Here is a 14,769-nt window from a genome sequence, read left to right as displayed (position 1 = left end):
GCTACCCGTTGTTCCATTCCAACGATCAAAGTATCTTTAGTCACACTCCATTTGTTTGATCACGATTTCCGCTTTTGCTTTTACTGTCATAACTAAATAGTCTAGATAGGAATGAACAGTCAACACTATGAACTGAAGAGGTGAATCTATGGATCACTTTATGCTTCAATTAATACTGCTGAATCATTGTCGCGGCATAAGCAGACGTACCATTTGGAAAATGATCAAGATAGATCCGTCGCTGACTCGTATTCAAAATTATTCGCTTGAAGAATTGCAAGTAGGATTTCATCTTACATCAGTCAATGCAAAGCTTTTCATTGAGGATCGTCAAAAAATCAACCCTCAAGCGCTGTTCGCAGCTTGTCAGGCTGAAAAGATCACTCCAATTTCTTTTCACCACCCAATGTATCCTCAATTATTGAAGAACATTTATGATCCACCCTATCTAATTTATACCAAGGGAAAACTTTCGCTCTTAAAGGAAAAGAAGATGCTTAGCGTGGTTGGGACAAGACATCCAAGCGCAGAAGCGGCAGGAGTCCTGAGACGCATCCTTAATCCTTTGATTGAGGACGGATGGACGATTGTCAGTGGGATGGCCATGGGCATTGATGGGATGGCACATCGACTTGCTTTGAATGGTCGAACCGTCGCGGTTTTGGGTTCCGGATTAAATCGCCCTTATCCAAATCAGCATAGTCAGTTATTTAAACAATTATGCGACTCACAGCTTGTGATCAGCGAGTATCCGCCCACGGCTCCACCGGAACGTTGGCGGTTTCCGGAGCGGAATCGAATAATAAGCGGGCTGACATTGGGTACATTAGTTATTGAAGCGAAAGAGAAGAGCGGTTCCTTGATCACTGCCGATCAAGCTTTGGAACAGGGCAGAGAGGTACTCGCAGTTCCAGGATCAATTCTAAGAGAAACAAGCGGAGGGACGAACCGTTTGATCCAGCAAGGCGCTAAACTAGTGTACGACTGGCTGGATGTGGTTCATGAGCTGATGCAGGGTTAGGAGCGGAGATGAAGAAACACAATTAAAGAAAATAATTTTTATTACACCTTATTTCGGTGTAAATAGATTTATTATCTGCCATTCTATTTGTTAAGGTTTGACAAAGCTTTCATCAATCATTAAGATTAGTGAAGATTTGAATATTCACAGAAAGGGGGAGAAACATCATGAATGATTATTTAGTCATTGTGGAATCTCCCGCTAAAGCAAAAACCATAAAACGTTATCTTGGTCCGAAATTTGACGTTAAAGCATCAATGGGTCATGTCCGAGACCTGCCTAAAAGCCAGATGGGCATCGATGTTGATGATCACTATAAACCACGCTACATTACAATTCGTGGTAAAGGACCCGTTCTTAAAGAGCTAAAAAGCGCGGCTAAAAAAGCGAAAAAAGTCTACCTCGCAGCTGACCCCGATCGTGAGGGAGAAGCTATTGCATGGCACTTGGCACACAGTCTTGATATTGATGACCATTCGGCATGCCGGGTAGTTTTTAACGAAATCACGAAACCAGCAATAAAGGACGCGTTTAAAACACCACGGAAAATAAACATGGATTTGGTAGATGCGCAACAAGCGAGGCGTGTCCTTGACCGACTTGTTGGCTATAACATCAGTCCGCTCCTGTGGAAGAAAGTAAAAAAAGGGTTGAGCGCCGGACGTGTACAGTCCGTTGCATTGCGAATGATTATTGAACGCGAGAAGGAAATTAAGGCATTCATCCCAGAAGAGTATTGGTCAATTAACGGTAAGTTCCGTGTTGATAAGGAAATCTTTGAGGCTGCGTTTTACGGTTTAGACGGGAAGAAGAAGGCACTCAAGACTGAGAGTGATGTTAAAGCTGTTCTCGCTAAACTTACAAGCAAAAATTTTACTGTTCAAAACGTGCAAAAAAAAGAGCGTTTGAGGTATCCGGTTGTTCCGTTCATTACTTCCTCATTGCAGCAGGAAGCCGCTCGAAAGCTGAACTTCAGGGCGAGAAAAACAATGATGATTGCGCAGCAGCTTTATGAAGGCATTGCACTTGGAAAGCATGGGAGCACCGGTTTAATTACCTATATGAGAACGGATTCAACGCGTATTTCCGACGTCGCGAAGGCTGAGGCCAAGGATTTTATTCTTGATAACTATGGTGATCGTTACTATAATAACCACCCACATAAAGCAAAAAAAACGGAAAATACGCAAGATGCGCATGAAGGTGTGCGTCCGACCTCTGTGCTCAGGCAGCCGAAAGAAATTAAAGAATATCTGAGCCGTGACCAATTTAAGCTTTACAAACTCATCTGGGAGCGTTTTGTCGCAAGCCAAATGGCCCCTGCAGTCTTGGATACGGTACGAGCGGATCTTGAACAAAACGGCGTGATCTTCAGAGCTTCAGGATCAAAGGTTAAGTTCCAAGGATTTATGAAAGTGTACATTGAGGGAAACGATGATCAAAAGAAAACGGATTCAGTGTCTCGGGAAAATTTTCTGCCCGAACTTGAAAATGGGATGACAGCGGTTCAAGATCAAACGGATCCAAAGCAGCATTTCACGCAGCCGCCGCCACGCTATACTGAAGCGACGCTTGTGAAATCAATGGAGGAAATTGGAATTGGACGACCATCGACTTATGCGCCGACGATTGATACGATACAGAGGCGCAACTATGTGACCATGGATGCGAAACGTTTCGTACCTACTGAATTAGGCGAAGTGGTATTGAATCTGATTGTGGAATTTTTTCCGGAAATCATTAATATTGATTTTACCGCACGAATGGAAACCGATTTAGATGAAGTTGAGGATGGCAAGAGAAATTGGATCACATTGATTGATCTATTCTATCAAGATTTTTCAAAACGTTTAGCCACAGCTGAAAAAGAAATGCAGTCCGTCTCAATTAAAGATGAACCTGCAGGAATTAAATGTGAAAAATGCGGCCATGAAATGGTTTATAAAATGGGGAGATTTGGTAAGTTTCTCGCTTGCTCCAATTTTCCGGAATGCCGCAACACGAAACCAATCTTAAAAAAGACCGGTGTGCCATGCCCGAAATGCGGCGAAGGAGAGGTCGTAGAACGTCGCAGCAAAAAGCACCGCATCTTCTACGGTTGCAACAGGTATCCTGATTGTGACTTCGTTTCGTGGGATAAACCTATTCAGCGGAAGTGTCCTAAGTGTGATTCTTATCTTGTGGAGAAGAAAACAAAAGGCGGAAAAACCGTTGAATGTCCAAAATGTGATTATAAAGAAGAGCCGCAATAAGCTGATTTATGATTAATTGTTTTTTGGGAATGAGGAGAGGAAAAGAAATGGCAGGACATTCGGTGAACGTAATTGGTGCGGGATTGGCAGGGAGTGAAGCAGCTTGGCAAATTGCCAAACGTGGAATTTCAGTCACTTTATTTGAGATGAGACCAAAGAGACAGACACCTGCACATCATACCGATCAATTTGCGGAACTCGTATGCACGAATTCGTTGCGTTCGAACAGCATGACGAATGCAGTCGGCATATTAAAGGAAGAAATGCGTCGGCTCAATTCACTCATTATGAAAGCTGCAGACACAGCATCCGTTCCTGCAGGCGGAGCACTCGCTGTTGACCGTCATGATTTCTCTGAAATCGTCACGACGACGCTTAAAGAGATGCCGAATGTAACGGTTATTGATGAGGAGGTTGACTGTGTTCCCGAGGGTCCGACAATTATTGCGACGGGACCGCTTACATCGGAATTGCTGTCGAAGAATCTCCAACAATTGACCGGTGAGGATTATTTCTATTTCTATGATGCGGCGGCACCGATCATTGCTGGTGAAACGATTAACCGAGACAAGGTCTATCTGAAATCTCGCTATGATAAAGGGGACGCGGCTTATCTGAATTGTCCGATGGATAAAGAGGAATTTGAATCCTTCTTCCATGCGCTGACGACTGCAGAAACGGCTCCGTTGAAAGCTTTTGAGCAGGAGAAGTATTTTAGCGGCTGCATGCCTGTTGAAGTAATGGCACGACAGGGGGCAAAAACACTCTTGTTCGGACCGTTGAAACCTGTTGGACTAGAAGATCCGAAAACTGGAAAACGCCCTTATGCTGTCGTACAGCTTCGACAGGATAACACTGCAGGTACACTCTTCAACATTGTTGGCTTTCAAACGCATCTAAAATGGGGGGAACAAAAAAAGGTGTTTCAATTGATTCCCGGACTGGAAAATGCGGAAATCGTTCGATATGGCGTCATGCATCGCAACACTTTTTTGAACTCACCTTCGCTGCTAGAACCAACTTATCAAACTAAGTTTCGACATGACTTGTTTTTCGCTGGGCAGATGACCGGCGTTGAGGGATATGTTGAATCCGCGGCATCAGGCCTTATAGCGGGTATCAACGCCGCCCGTTTAGTTTCCGGTGAGCAGCCGGTAGTATTCCCTGAGGGAACGGTGATCGGCAGCATGTCCCATTACATCACAACTGCGAACGCTAAGAATTTTCAACCGATGAATGCTAATTTTGGTTTGTTGCCACCGCTTAATCATCGGATCAAAGATAAAAAGGAGCGTGCGGAGCACTATGCAGTACGTGCTCTGGACGCAATTCAGAATGTTGTTATAAAATTGTAAATATTATTGCTACTTCAGATCACATGTGCTAACATAGATGAGCAAGACGAACCAAACCGTTCATGTTGTCGCGAAGGATGATTGTAATAAAATATGAATCAATTTTTTAATGTTTTGGATTAAATGGGTGAATCGTTAAAAAATTCGGCTTTTTTTACCGACATATTAAGTGAAGAGGCTCAGAACGATGTTGCTCAATCGTACTGCAGCTTTATTTTATGAACATGTATAAAGATCTAATATTCTGACGATAATGCAGGCGACACACTTGATTCTTGCATATCTTGTCGGCATCGGATAATCTTGGTAAGAGAAAGGTTACATACAATTTTGGGAAAATTGCTTAAAATTTGCCCATTTGAGGCAGGCAACCGATCATTAGTAACAAAATGAGTTGCTTGATTTGTGGACACTTCAGTCACAATCGTTGTACAAGCCATAATCTTAACCAGTTTATTTATAAATATGAAACTTATGTTTCGCAGGAGGTACACTAATGACATTATTAGAAAAAACAAGAAAAATTAATCAATTGCTTCAAGGAACAAAAACACAGGTAGATTTCAACGAAATGGCGCAGACATTGCGTGATGTTATTCAAACGAATACATTTGTTGTTAGCAGGCGTGGAAAAATTCTTGGTCTGTCACTAAAACTTGAATTTGAAAATGAGCGTATGCAAGAGATGTTCGAAAGCAGACAGTTGCCGGATTCGTACACACAGAACTTGTTCATGGTCGCTCAAACATCTCCAAATCTTGACGTTAACAGTGATTTCAGTGTTTTTCCAGATGAAAACAAAGACTTGTTTGCCAACGGATTGACAACGGTTGTTCCAATTGTCGGCGGCGGAGAACGATTAGGTACATTAATTCTCTCTCGTTTAAATGATACATTTACAGATGAAGACTTAATTCTAGCGGAATACGGAGCGACTGTTGTAGGCATGGAGATTCTCCGCGAGAAGACGGATGAAGTTGAAGAAGAAGCGCGTGAAAAGGCAATTGTACAAATGGCTATCGGTTCTCTGTCCTATAGTGAACTTGAAGCGATTGAACATATTTTCGAAGAGTTGGATGGCAAAGAAGGTCTGCTTGTTGCAAGCAAAATTGCTGATCGAGTAGGCATTACTCGTTCTGTGATCGTCAATGCACTTAGAAAGCTGGAAAGTGCCGGTGTCATTGAATCTCGATCACTTGGCATGAAGGGGACCTATATTAAGGTACTTAATGACAAATTTCTGTATGAACTGAATCGTATCCAGGGCGAATAAATACCCGAACAGGATAATCGAAACACAAAAAGGACTTTTGGTCACTGACTTTGTGACTAGAAGCCCTTTTTTTGCAATCTTTTTTGTCTCATTGATCGATTCTATTTATTAATTTCTAAATGATAGTTCTCATGGCCTGTTTTTTATATATGAAGCAATAATGTATCCGATTACAACCGGTGGCAATTAAGTTTTTGATTAGGAAATACTGAAAAATTATGGGACTAAATAACTATCACCAAGTGGAGAATAAAGTTGAAACAAGTCGAATCCTGTATATCGACGTAGACAATGGTCAAAAAGTTGATAAAATAGACTTAGGTACCTAAGATGAGTTAAGCGCTATTTGGTAAAGAAAGGATGTCGATCATTGTATTCAATAACTCCGTTAACAGCTATTGAAAGTGCATTGAATGGATCGATGGCACAGCAAAACGCGATCGCTCAAAATATCGCAAATGTCGATACGCCTAATTACAAAGCAAAAAAGGTCGTTTTTAATGACGTCTTGCAGAATGAACTGAAAGCTAATCGTACCAACGAACGGCAGATCAATTTTTCATCTTCCGATCATTCCGGTTTTAAAAGCGTAACGGATACCTTTGGCGCAGTTCAGAATAATGGTAATAATGTTGATGTTGATCACGAAATGTCCGAATTGGCTCAAAATCAATTACTCTATCAGGCACTTAGTCAAGCGGCAAGCGACCAATTTCAAAGATATAACATCGTGCTAGGAGGATCAAGATAATATGGGAATGTTTAACGGACTAGATATTTCCGCTTCCGGGTTAACTGCGCAGCGATTTCGAATGGATGTCGTTTCGTCAAACATCGCGAATCAAGATACAACGCGAGGACGTTTCGTTGATGGAAAATGGGTGCCGTATTCACGAAAAGTGGTCAATCTGAAAGCAATTGGTTCAAACTCGTTTGACTCACTATTACAAAGATCGCTAGGCACTTCATCCGGGGGAGTTGAAGTTTCTTCTGTCAGTGAAGATCCTACGCCTTTTCCGGTTAAATACGATCCGCAGAACCCGGATGCGGATGAGAACGGTTATGTTCAACAATCTAATGTTGATCCACTTAAAGAAATGGTTGACTTAATGGATGCTAACCGCTCTTATGAAGCTGGGGTTACTGTTATGAATGCGAACAAAAACATGCTGACACATGCTCTAAGTATAGGAAGGTAGGTTTAGGCGTTGAACATAAATTCCATCAATTTTAAAACGGCAGCTGATGCGATTTCATCTGGAAAACAAACGGTTGCTCAAACACAAGACGGGTTTTCTGAAGCACTAAAAAATGCTTTAGGGGCAGTTAATTCGTCACAACAGTCGGCCGATCAGATGGTCACCCAGTTGGCGAATGGAAGCAGTAATGTTGACTTACATAGCGTTATGATTGCCATGCAGAAAGCCGATGTGCTGTTAAGAACTACTGTTCAAGTTCGTGACCGGGCGGTTGAAGCCTACCAAGAAATCATGAGAATGCAAGTTTGATTGGTTACCGGCGTGTCAATGAACGGGGGAAACAGCAATGAAAGAACGGTTATCATCATGGCTCAATCGAATAAAGACTTTTTGGACGCAATTGCCGAAAAAAAATAAAGCTTGGATTATCGGGGGAACAACAGCTATTCTCATCGCTGTTATCCTTATTGTTCTGCTTACGAATGTGAAACACTATACACCATTGTACAGTAATCTATCCGAAAGTGAGGCAGGTCAGATCACTGATACACTGGACAGCAAGAAAGTTTCTTATAAACTTTCGGATGGCGGAACAACGATCAGCGTACCTAAGGAACAAGTGGATCAGCTTAAAGTCGAACTTGCTTCACAAGGTCTCCCGAAGACCGGTCAGATTGACTATTCCTTTTTTGGTCAGAACGCAGGTTTTGGTATGACGGACAAGCAGTTTGATGTACTCCAACGAGCCGCAATGCAGACAGAACTTGCCAATCTCATAACCAATACAAAAGGAGTAAAATCCGCTAAAGTTATGATCACTTTACCAGAGAGTGATGTTTGGGTGAGTGATCAGGACAAGAAGAACTCAGCTTCCGCATCAATTGTGCTCAATATTTCGCCAGGCAGTCAGCTTAGTTCAGACCAGGTGAACGGTCTCTATCATTTGGTATCGAAGAGTGTTCCTAATTTGTCTGTTAATAATATTGCGATTATGGATCAGTATTATAACTACTATGACTTGAAAAATAATGAAACGAACGGATCGACCTTATCAGCATATGATCAACAACAATCAATTAAACGAGATATTGAAAGTAATGTGCAGCGTCGTGTCACACAAATGCTGACAATGATGATGGGTGAAGGAAAAGTCATGGTTAATGTTACCGCTGATGTTGACTTCACACAATCAAAAGAAAAGCAGGATCTGGTAGAGCCTGTGAATCAGCAAACAATGGAAGGTCTTCAAACCAGTACGGAACATATTACTGAGACGTACACTGGTCAAGGAGCTGCAGGTCAGGCAGGTACCACCACAAATGATGTGCCAAGCTATCAAGCAGGCACAGATGGCAACGGTTCATATAAGAAGGTGGAAGACCGCGTAAATAATGAATTCAATCGAATCCATCGAGAAGTAGTCAACAGTCCATATAAGGTGACAGATCTAGGCATTCAAGTGATGATCGAACCGCCGACCGCAAACAACAATAATTCATTATCGGCACAGCGTGTCAATGATGTTCGTCAGATTCTTAATTCAATTATCAAAACATCGATTTCAGATAAGCAAGGTCAGGAATTGACAAATAATGAAATAAACCAGAAGACTGCGGTTACTGTTGGACGTTTCAATGGAAAGGCTGCTGTTCAAACTCAAAGCGGTGGATTTAATTGGTGGTACCTCATCGGCGGTGTCCTTTTGGCATTAGTAATTGGTCTAATTGTTTGGTTGGTACTGCGCAGAAGAAAGAATGCAGATGAACTGGCTGATGAGCAGACTGTTGTTCAGGACATACCGCAACAGGAAGACTATGAAGAAATGCTTAATAAAGAAAATCCGGAACAGAAAAAATATCATGAGCTTGAAAAAATGGCGAAACAAAAGCCGGATCAATTTGTTAAACTTTTGAGAAGCTGGATGGCTGAAGATAAGTGAGGGGTTGGCCGTTATGCCTGAACGAAAAACAAAATTAAGTGGAAAACAAAAAGCGGCTATTCTGATGATCGCACTTGGGACGGAAGTTTCCGCAAATATTTTTAAACAATTTACGGAACAGGAAATTGAAGACATGACATTGGAAATCTCTAATGCCCGAAAAATAGATCCTGAAACCAAGGCACAAGTGATCGACGAATTTTTTCAGACCGCGTTAGCTCAAGAATACATATCTCAAGGCGGAATTGGTTACGCCAAGCAAATTTTAGAGAAAGCGTTGGGATCTGATGAAGCAAACAAGGTGATCCAAAGGCTGACCTCGACCCTTCAGGTTAAGCCGTTTGATTTCATGAGAAAAAGTGATCCCCAACAAATTTTGAATTTTATCCAAAACGAGCATCCGCAGACCATCGCACTCGTTTTGTCGTATTTAGATCCTGATCAGGCGGGCGCTGTTCTGTCGGCATTGTCTGTTGAATCGCAGGCTAATGTGGCACGTCGAATTGCGCAGATGGATCGTACATCGCCCGAAACGATCACGCAGGTCGAAAGGATTCTTGAGAAAAAGATCTCCAGTTCTTCGGTGAACGAAGATTACACGCAGACCGGTGGTGTTGCTTCAATCGTAAGCGTGTTGAACGGAGTTGATCGAACGACTGAACGCAACATTTTAGAGAAACTCGAGAAAAACGATCCTGATCTTGCAGAAGAGATCAAAAAAAGAATGTTTGTCTTCGAAGATATCATTGTTTTGGATGATCGCGCGATTCAACGCGTCATTCGCGAGAGCGAGAATGAAGACTTGATTCTCGCAATGCGGACTGCGAGCGATGAGGTAAAAGAGCTGTTGTTTAAAAATATGTCGGAACGTATGGCCGCAAGCTTCAAAGAAGAGATGGAATACATGGGGCCGGTTCGTTTGCATGACGTTGAAGAAGCGCAAACCCGAATCGTTAATACAATAAGAAAACTGGAAGACGCGGGAGAGATTGTGATTGCGCGCGGCAAGGGGGACGACGTCATTGTCTAACCTTATTAAACAAGTACAGTCGAATGGAAAGGCAAAAGTCGTGCAACTTTCAGCTGTAATTGACCCTCGCCTCGATGCATTAAATGACAAAATGGGTCAAGAAGCCATTGAAAAAACGCTCCATGAAAAAATTAATGACGCGAAATGCGAAGCGAATCGCCTTGTCAGAGAAGCCGAAAAAAAGTGTGCTGAAATGGATCTTCAGATTGCGAAAGCGGAAGAAGAGGCAAAACATAACCGAGAAGCAGCTTATGAGACGAAAGTCAAAGAAGGGTACACAACCGGTTTTAACAATGGGAAAGCGGCAGCAAAGGAACAGTTTGCCTCCCTTATCGATCAAGGCAATCGATTTGTCGATCAGGCGAAAAACTACTTTAATGATTCGATCAAGCAGGCTGAACCCGAAATTTTGAAACTTGGAATGGCGGTAGCAGAAAAAATTATCGGCACATCCGTTGCACTTGATGAAGATAAATGGTTTGCACTTGTGGCAAAGGCGGTTCGAGAAGTCAGAGATCAAGAAACAATAAAAATTACCGTTGCGCCGATTCATTTTGACCACTTGAATCAGCATCGGCCGGAATTCGATCAGCTTGTTCAGGATGCCAAGATCTTCATTTACGCAGACAGTGATTTTTCAGATACCGATTGCACGATTGAGACGTCATTTGGAAAAATAGATGCCGGTGCAGCAAGTCAATTACAAGTGGTTAAGGAAAAATTAACTGAATTGATGGAGGAAAAAGGATGAACGTGGATCAGTTGATTGATGAACTTGCAACAATCGACAGTTATCGGCGTTATGGGAAAATCAATCGAGTTGTAGGACTCTTGATTGAATCCAAGGGACCTTCAGCCTCTGTCGGTGATGTTTGTCTTATACATATCAAAAACGGACGAAAAAAAGTAATGGCTGAAGTCGTCGGTTTTAAAGATGAGAACATATTGCTGATGCCCTATACATCGGTAGCACAAATTTCACCGGGATGTTTGGTCGAGGCGACAGATAAACCGTTAGAGGTAAAGGTCAATGACGAATTGATTGGTGAGGTCTGTGACAGCTTAGGTCGCCCGGTTTCCGGCATGAACTTCACCAAACCGGTAGACAATGTGTTAACGAATCAAGAGCCTCCTGATCCAATGACACGGCCGCGAATATCTGATCCGATCGAGCTGGGCATCCGGTCGATCAACGGATTACTCACTGTCGGAAAAGGACAACGCGTTGGAATTTTTGCCGGCAGCGGTGTTGGCAAAAGTACATTGATGGGTATGATCGCGCGAAACACTTCAGCTGACTTGAACGTCATTGCTTTGATTGGTGAACGTGGCCGCGAGGTCAAAGAATTCCTTGAAAAGGATCTCGGGTCAGAGGGTATGAAGCATTCCATTGTCATTGTGGCAACGAGTGATCAACCGGCATTGATGAGAATTAAAGGAGCACTTGTGGCGACGGCAATTGCCGAGCATTTCCGGGGAAAAGGAAAAGATGTTCTGCTGATGATGGATTCATTGACACGTGTCGCAATGAGTCAGCGTGAAATTGGACTCGCGATCGGTGAACCTCCAACAACGAAAGGCTACCCGCCTTCCGTATTTGCCTTGCTTCCAAAACTTTTGGAACGTACCGGAACCGACGCTAATGGAACGATTACCGCATTTTATACCGTTCTTGTTGATGGCGATGATCTTGATGAACCGATTTCCGATACGGCACGAGGCATTCTTGATGGTCACATCGTTCTTGATCGAGCTTTGGCGCAAAAAGGGCAGTATCCAGCGGTTAATCTATTAAAAAGTGTCAGCCGAGTCATGAATGAAATTTGCGTCGCGGATCATTTGCACGCAGCACAAAAATTTCGTTCCATGTTGTCTCAATACACAGAATCTGAAGACCTTATCAATATTGGCGCATACAAACAAGGAAGTTCATCCGCGATTGACGCGGCGATTCATTATCATCCCAAGATACTCAGCTATCTGCGTCAATCCGAAAAGGAACGTGTTAATCTGCACGATTCAGTAAGCCAATTGATTCATGACTTCGGACAGGAGATGAACGGGAATGGCATTTGACTATCGATTTGAACGCGTGATGAAGCTAGCCGAGAGTGAAAAACAAAATCTTGAAGTGCAGTACAAAAAGCTATTTGACGATTTCGAGAACCTTGCACACATTCTGATCAACATGGTTGAAGAGAAGCAAAGAGTACAGACGGAGCTTCAGGAACAGATGAGTCAGGCGATAACAATCGATCAAATGAAGATGGGATTCTCAGATGTTGATAAAATTGACTTTCTCATTAGCGAAACAAACAAAAATTATTTGAATGCAAAAGCTCGTCTCGAAGCCTTTCAGGCCGAGTTGCAAGAAAAAGCAATTGAAGTTAAGAAATATGAAAAAATGAGGGAAAAACAGCAAGTTATCTATCACAAGTTAATCAATAGGGCTGAAATGAAACAGATGGATGAAATTGCGGGACAACGAACGATAAACCATTAAAAGGAGGATCAAGGTGTATGGATGAGACTAAAAGAACCGGTTTTGGTTTGAAACTGCTCAAGGTTAGTTTGGCTATTCTCGTTCCGGTTGTTTTCTTATTACTTCTGGCTGCTTTATTTCTAAAGTTGTCCGGCCTTGATCCTGTAGAGGAAGCAAAAAATCTTGTTTTCCAAGACAAAACCTCTTCTCAGAATCAGCAAGCGGCATCCGGCTCCTCACAAATTGCTCAGTTGAAGCAGGAGAATACTGATCAAAAAACTCAAGTTAAGCAGCTTCAAAGTGACAATAATAAGTTGAAAGATCAAGTCGCCGAATTGAAAAACCAATTGAAGCAAGCACAAAATGACGCCAATGAAAAAAATAGTCAGGCGAAAAGTCAGACGAAGGCGGCCCGCCAGGCGGTGTACGCCCAAACTTACAAATCAATGGACCCAGCCCAGGCTGGCGCAATCTTTGACAAATTGTCAGTGAAACAAGCAGCCGAATACATAAATTTGCTTGATGATAAGACAAAAGCAGCAATTCTTGAAAATATGGATGTCGAGAAGGCTGCAGCTTTGACGCCATTATTGAAAGCACGTGCAACGAGTACAGAATCATCGTCTGAATCATCGACAACGCCTTAATCCGAGAAAATCTGCATTGAAAGGAGGTGAGAAACATGAGCACGAACGTGAGCACGATTAAATCTAATACTGCTGAGCAGTTACTTTCCGGGAATAATTCGAAGAAAAAGAAAAAGGGAGCGAACTCTGAGGACTCTTTTTTGTCGGTTATCCATTTGATTCAACATTCGGGTAAAAATCCGATTACGTTAAATGCAGAAAATGGACAAAACAGGCGTATAGTGACGGATCATTCGTTGACAGCAAGTCCTGTTCACCAAACAAACACGGAATCTCGTGAAGCCTTAACAGCACAGAGAATGGAATCCCTTGTTAAAAAAGCGCAGTCTTTAGCAGCACAATCAGGCAAGACGAAAGTTAATAACGTGCCTGAGACTAAGGCCATTGATCCGTTGAAGCCAATTGGTGATTTAGTGACTGCTAATAAAACAAACGTATCCGAAAAAGGTATTATGGATCATTTTGTCCATCAGCTGCATGAACCTTTACGCGCGGATAGTCAGCAGAAAAATCAATCGATCCATATGACTAAACAAAGAGTCGGCATGACTTTTTCAAATGACGTCAACCAGTCATTGGGTGAATCGTTGCTTCAGCATACGGATGATCATACACACAAACTAAACGCAGTTCAGGGCAGACAATTGGTGGTCAGTTCGCAGGTTGTCGAGGATCCTATAAATGTGACTGAACAGCAATCCGAGCCGCTCACTCGTGTTGGTGGTAAGCAGAGCTCAGATAAAGGTCGGTCACCTGGCTATCTAGATGATGTTCAGCCATTAACTCCAAGATCTTCTTTGAGTAATCAGAAAGGGCCAGGTGAACCGCTGTCTTCTCAGGCAAATGGATTTGAGCAAGCCTTATCAAGATCTTCAGATACGCGCTTAATACGCCAAGGGAATCAAGCGTCTCCAAAGGCAACGCCCGGTCGTCTGACCGATCACGTCGCTGACAGTGAAGAGACATCGTTTAAAAAAATGATTTCATCCGAGGAGCGCAATTCAACTAACCAAACACGTCTGGGTCATCACCGTGCGGTCTCAGGACAAATGAATAAATTGGAACTATGGGCAACGTTCCAATCAGAGAAAAATCCTGGAAAGCAAGCTTCTTTGCACGAGCAGGTTGCTGATCATCTAAATGAATGGTTAGGAAAGTCATCATTTAAACTTGATAAAAATGGCGTTCAGTCCTATACAGTTACCCTTTATCCTGAGCATCTGGGCAAGCTTGTCATTTCTGTAAGCCGCGGTGAACAAGGCTTGACTGCTCAATTAACTGCGGAGACGCAAAAGGCGAAAGACTTACTTGAAGGCAATTTAGGACAGCTGAAACATGATTGTGCGGGTCGCGGAATACCCTTGACCCAGATTGACGTCAATCGACAACTTCATCAGGCGTATGTTGACAATAGCCAGTATCAGGGACAGGATCAAAGCGCATTTCAGCAAAAATCTGATCAACAAGAGGAAAATCAAAAGCAACATCGGGAAAATCATCATTCCTCAGCTCCGGATCAAGACCAACAGGAACATTCGTTTAGTGAATGGATGACAGGAGGCGTGATTTGA

14 protein-coding genes are annotated in these 14,769 nt (G+C 42.7%); all 14 read left to right on the top strand.

The annotated features are described in order from the left end of the window. Positions 1–148 precede the first annotated feature (148 nt). The 14 genes from dprA to ABWW58_RS03770 all read left to right on the top strand — a co-directional run bounded on the left by dprA (position 149) and on the right by ABWW58_RS03770 (position 14,769). The gene (gene dprA / locus ABWW58_RS03835) at positions 149–1,021 is read left to right on the top strand and encodes a DNA-processing protein DprA (RefSeq protein ID WP_353867919.1); all 873 of its coding nucleotides are present in this window, start codon (positions 149–151) and stop codon (positions 1,019–1,021) included. A 167-nt stretch (positions 1,022–1,188) separates the two neighbouring features. Beyond that, a complete protein-coding gene (topA, locus tag ABWW58_RS03830; RefSeq protein ID WP_353867918.1) occupies positions 1,189–3,273 on the top strand; it encodes a type I DNA topoisomerase in 2,085 nt (694 codons plus the stop codon). A gap of 47 nt (positions 3,274–3,320) precedes the next feature. Next, on the top strand, positions 3,321–4,628 hold the full coding sequence (gene trmFO, locus ABWW58_RS03825) for an FADH(2)-oxidizing methylenetetrahydrofolate--tRNA-(uracil(54)-C(5))-methyltransferase TrmFO (RefSeq protein ID WP_353867917.1): 1,308 nt from the start codon (positions 3,321–3,323) through the stop codon (positions 4,626–4,628). 496 nt (positions 4,629–5,124) lie between these two features. After that, entirely contained in the window at positions 5,125–5,901 is a 777-nt protein-coding gene (gene codY, locus ABWW58_RS03820; protein ID WP_093669575.1) for a GTP-sensing pleiotropic transcriptional regulator CodY, read from the top strand. A gap of 370 nt (positions 5,902–6,271) precedes the next feature. Continuing rightward, the gene (flgB, locus tag ABWW58_RS03815) at positions 6,272–6,652 is read left to right on the top strand and encodes a flagellar basal body rod protein FlgB (RefSeq protein WP_353867916.1); all 381 of its coding nucleotides are present in this window, start codon (positions 6,272–6,274) and stop codon (positions 6,650–6,652) included. A 1-nt stretch (position 6,653) separates the two neighbouring features. Further along, on the top strand, positions 6,654–7,100 hold the full coding sequence (flgC, locus tag ABWW58_RS03810) for a flagellar basal body rod protein FlgC (RefSeq protein ID WP_093669571.1): 447 nt from the start codon (positions 6,654–6,656) through the stop codon (positions 7,098–7,100). Positions 7,101–7,109: 9 nt separating this feature from the next. Continuing rightward, positions 7,110–7,409 (top strand): flagellar hook-basal body complex protein FliE, encoded by a 300-nt coding sequence (gene fliE, locus ABWW58_RS03805; RefSeq protein ID WP_353867915.1) that lies wholly within the window; start codon positions 7,110–7,112, stop codon positions 7,407–7,409. Positions 7,410–7,446: 37 nt separating this feature from the next. Then, on the top strand, positions 7,447–9,039 hold the full coding sequence (gene fliF / locus ABWW58_RS03800; RefSeq protein ID WP_353867914.1) for a flagellar basal-body MS-ring/collar protein FliF: 1,593 nt from the start codon (positions 7,447–7,449) through the stop codon (positions 9,037–9,039). A gap of 13 nt (positions 9,040–9,052) precedes the next feature. Next, complete coding sequence (gene fliG, locus ABWW58_RS03795; RefSeq protein WP_353867913.1) at positions 9,053–10,069, top strand: flagellar motor switch protein FliG; 1,017 nt, start codon at positions 9,053–9,055, stop codon at positions 10,067–10,069. Then, complete coding sequence (gene fliH / locus ABWW58_RS03790) at positions 10,062–10,820, top strand: flagellar assembly protein FliH (RefSeq protein WP_353867912.1); 759 nt, start codon at positions 10,062–10,064, stop codon at positions 10,818–10,820. The genes fliG and fliH overlap by 8 nt, the downstream gene beginning before the upstream one ends. Continuing rightward, positions 10,817–12,145 carry a flagellar protein export ATPase FliI gene (gene fliI, locus ABWW58_RS03785; protein ID WP_353867911.1) on the top strand — a complete coding sequence of 443 codons (1,329 nt, stop codon included), beginning with the start codon at positions 10,817–10,819 and terminating at the stop codon, positions 12,143–12,145. The genes fliH and fliI overlap by 4 nt, the downstream gene beginning before the upstream one ends. Continuing rightward, the gene (fliJ, locus tag ABWW58_RS03780; RefSeq protein WP_353867910.1) at positions 12,135–12,572 is read left to right on the top strand and encodes a flagellar export protein FliJ; all 438 of its coding nucleotides are present in this window, start codon (positions 12,135–12,137) and stop codon (positions 12,570–12,572) included. Before fliI ends, fliJ begins: the two co-directional genes overlap by 11 nt. A 17-nt stretch (positions 12,573–12,589) precedes the next feature. Further along, a complete protein-coding gene (locus ABWW58_RS03775; protein ID WP_353867909.1) occupies positions 12,590–13,198 on the top strand; it encodes a MotE family protein in 609 nt (202 codons plus the stop codon). A gap of 35 nt (positions 13,199–13,233) precedes the next feature. Then, positions 13,234–14,769: a flagellar hook-length control protein FliK gene (locus ABWW58_RS03770; protein WP_353867908.1), complete on the top strand. Its 1,536-nt coding sequence runs from the start codon at positions 13,234–13,236 to the stop codon at positions 14,767–14,769.

This window comes from Sporolactobacillus caesalpiniae (assembly GCF_040513385.1).
Taxonomy (GTDB): Bacteria; Bacillota; Bacilli; order Bacillales; family Sporolactobacillaceae; genus Sporolactobacillus.
The sequence above is the reverse complement of the archived record's forward strand: the minus strand, read 5'-3'. Positions and strand labels throughout refer to the sequence as shown.

Coding starts and splice junctions, on each gene's coding strand:
- flgC (WP_093669571.1), top strand. CDS start 6,654: ATGGGAATGTTTAACGGACTAGATATTTCCGCTTCCGGGTTAACTGCG.
- topA (WP_353867918.1), top strand. CDS start 1,189: ATGAATGATTATTTAGTCATTGTGGAATCTCCCGCTAAAGCAAAAACC.
- ABWW58_RS03770 (WP_353867908.1), top strand. CDS start 13,234: ATGAGCACGAACGTGAGCACGATTAAATCTAATACTGCTGAGCAGTTA.
- trmFO (WP_353867917.1), top strand. CDS start 3,321: ATGGCAGGACATTCGGTGAACGTAATTGGTGCGGGATTGGCAGGGAGT.
- codY (WP_093669575.1), top strand. CDS start 5,125: ATGACATTATTAGAAAAAACAAGAAAAATTAATCAATTGCTTCAAGGA.
- fliF (WP_353867914.1), top strand. CDS start 7,447: ATGAAAGAACGGTTATCATCATGGCTCAATCGAATAAAGACTTTTTGG.
- dprA (WP_353867919.1), top strand. CDS start 149: ATGGATCACTTTATGCTTCAATTAATACTGCTGAATCATTGTCGCGGC.
- fliG (WP_353867913.1), top strand. CDS start 9,053: ATGCCTGAACGAAAAACAAAATTAAGTGGAAAACAAAAAGCGGCTATT.
- fliI (WP_353867911.1), top strand. CDS start 10,817: ATGAACGTGGATCAGTTGATTGATGAACTTGCAACAATCGACAGTTAT.
- ABWW58_RS03775 (WP_353867909.1), top strand. CDS start 12,590: ATGGATGAGACTAAAAGAACCGGTTTTGGTTTGAAACTGCTCAAGGTT.
- fliJ (WP_353867910.1), top strand. CDS start 12,135: ATGGCATTTGACTATCGATTTGAACGCGTGATGAAGCTAGCCGAGAGT.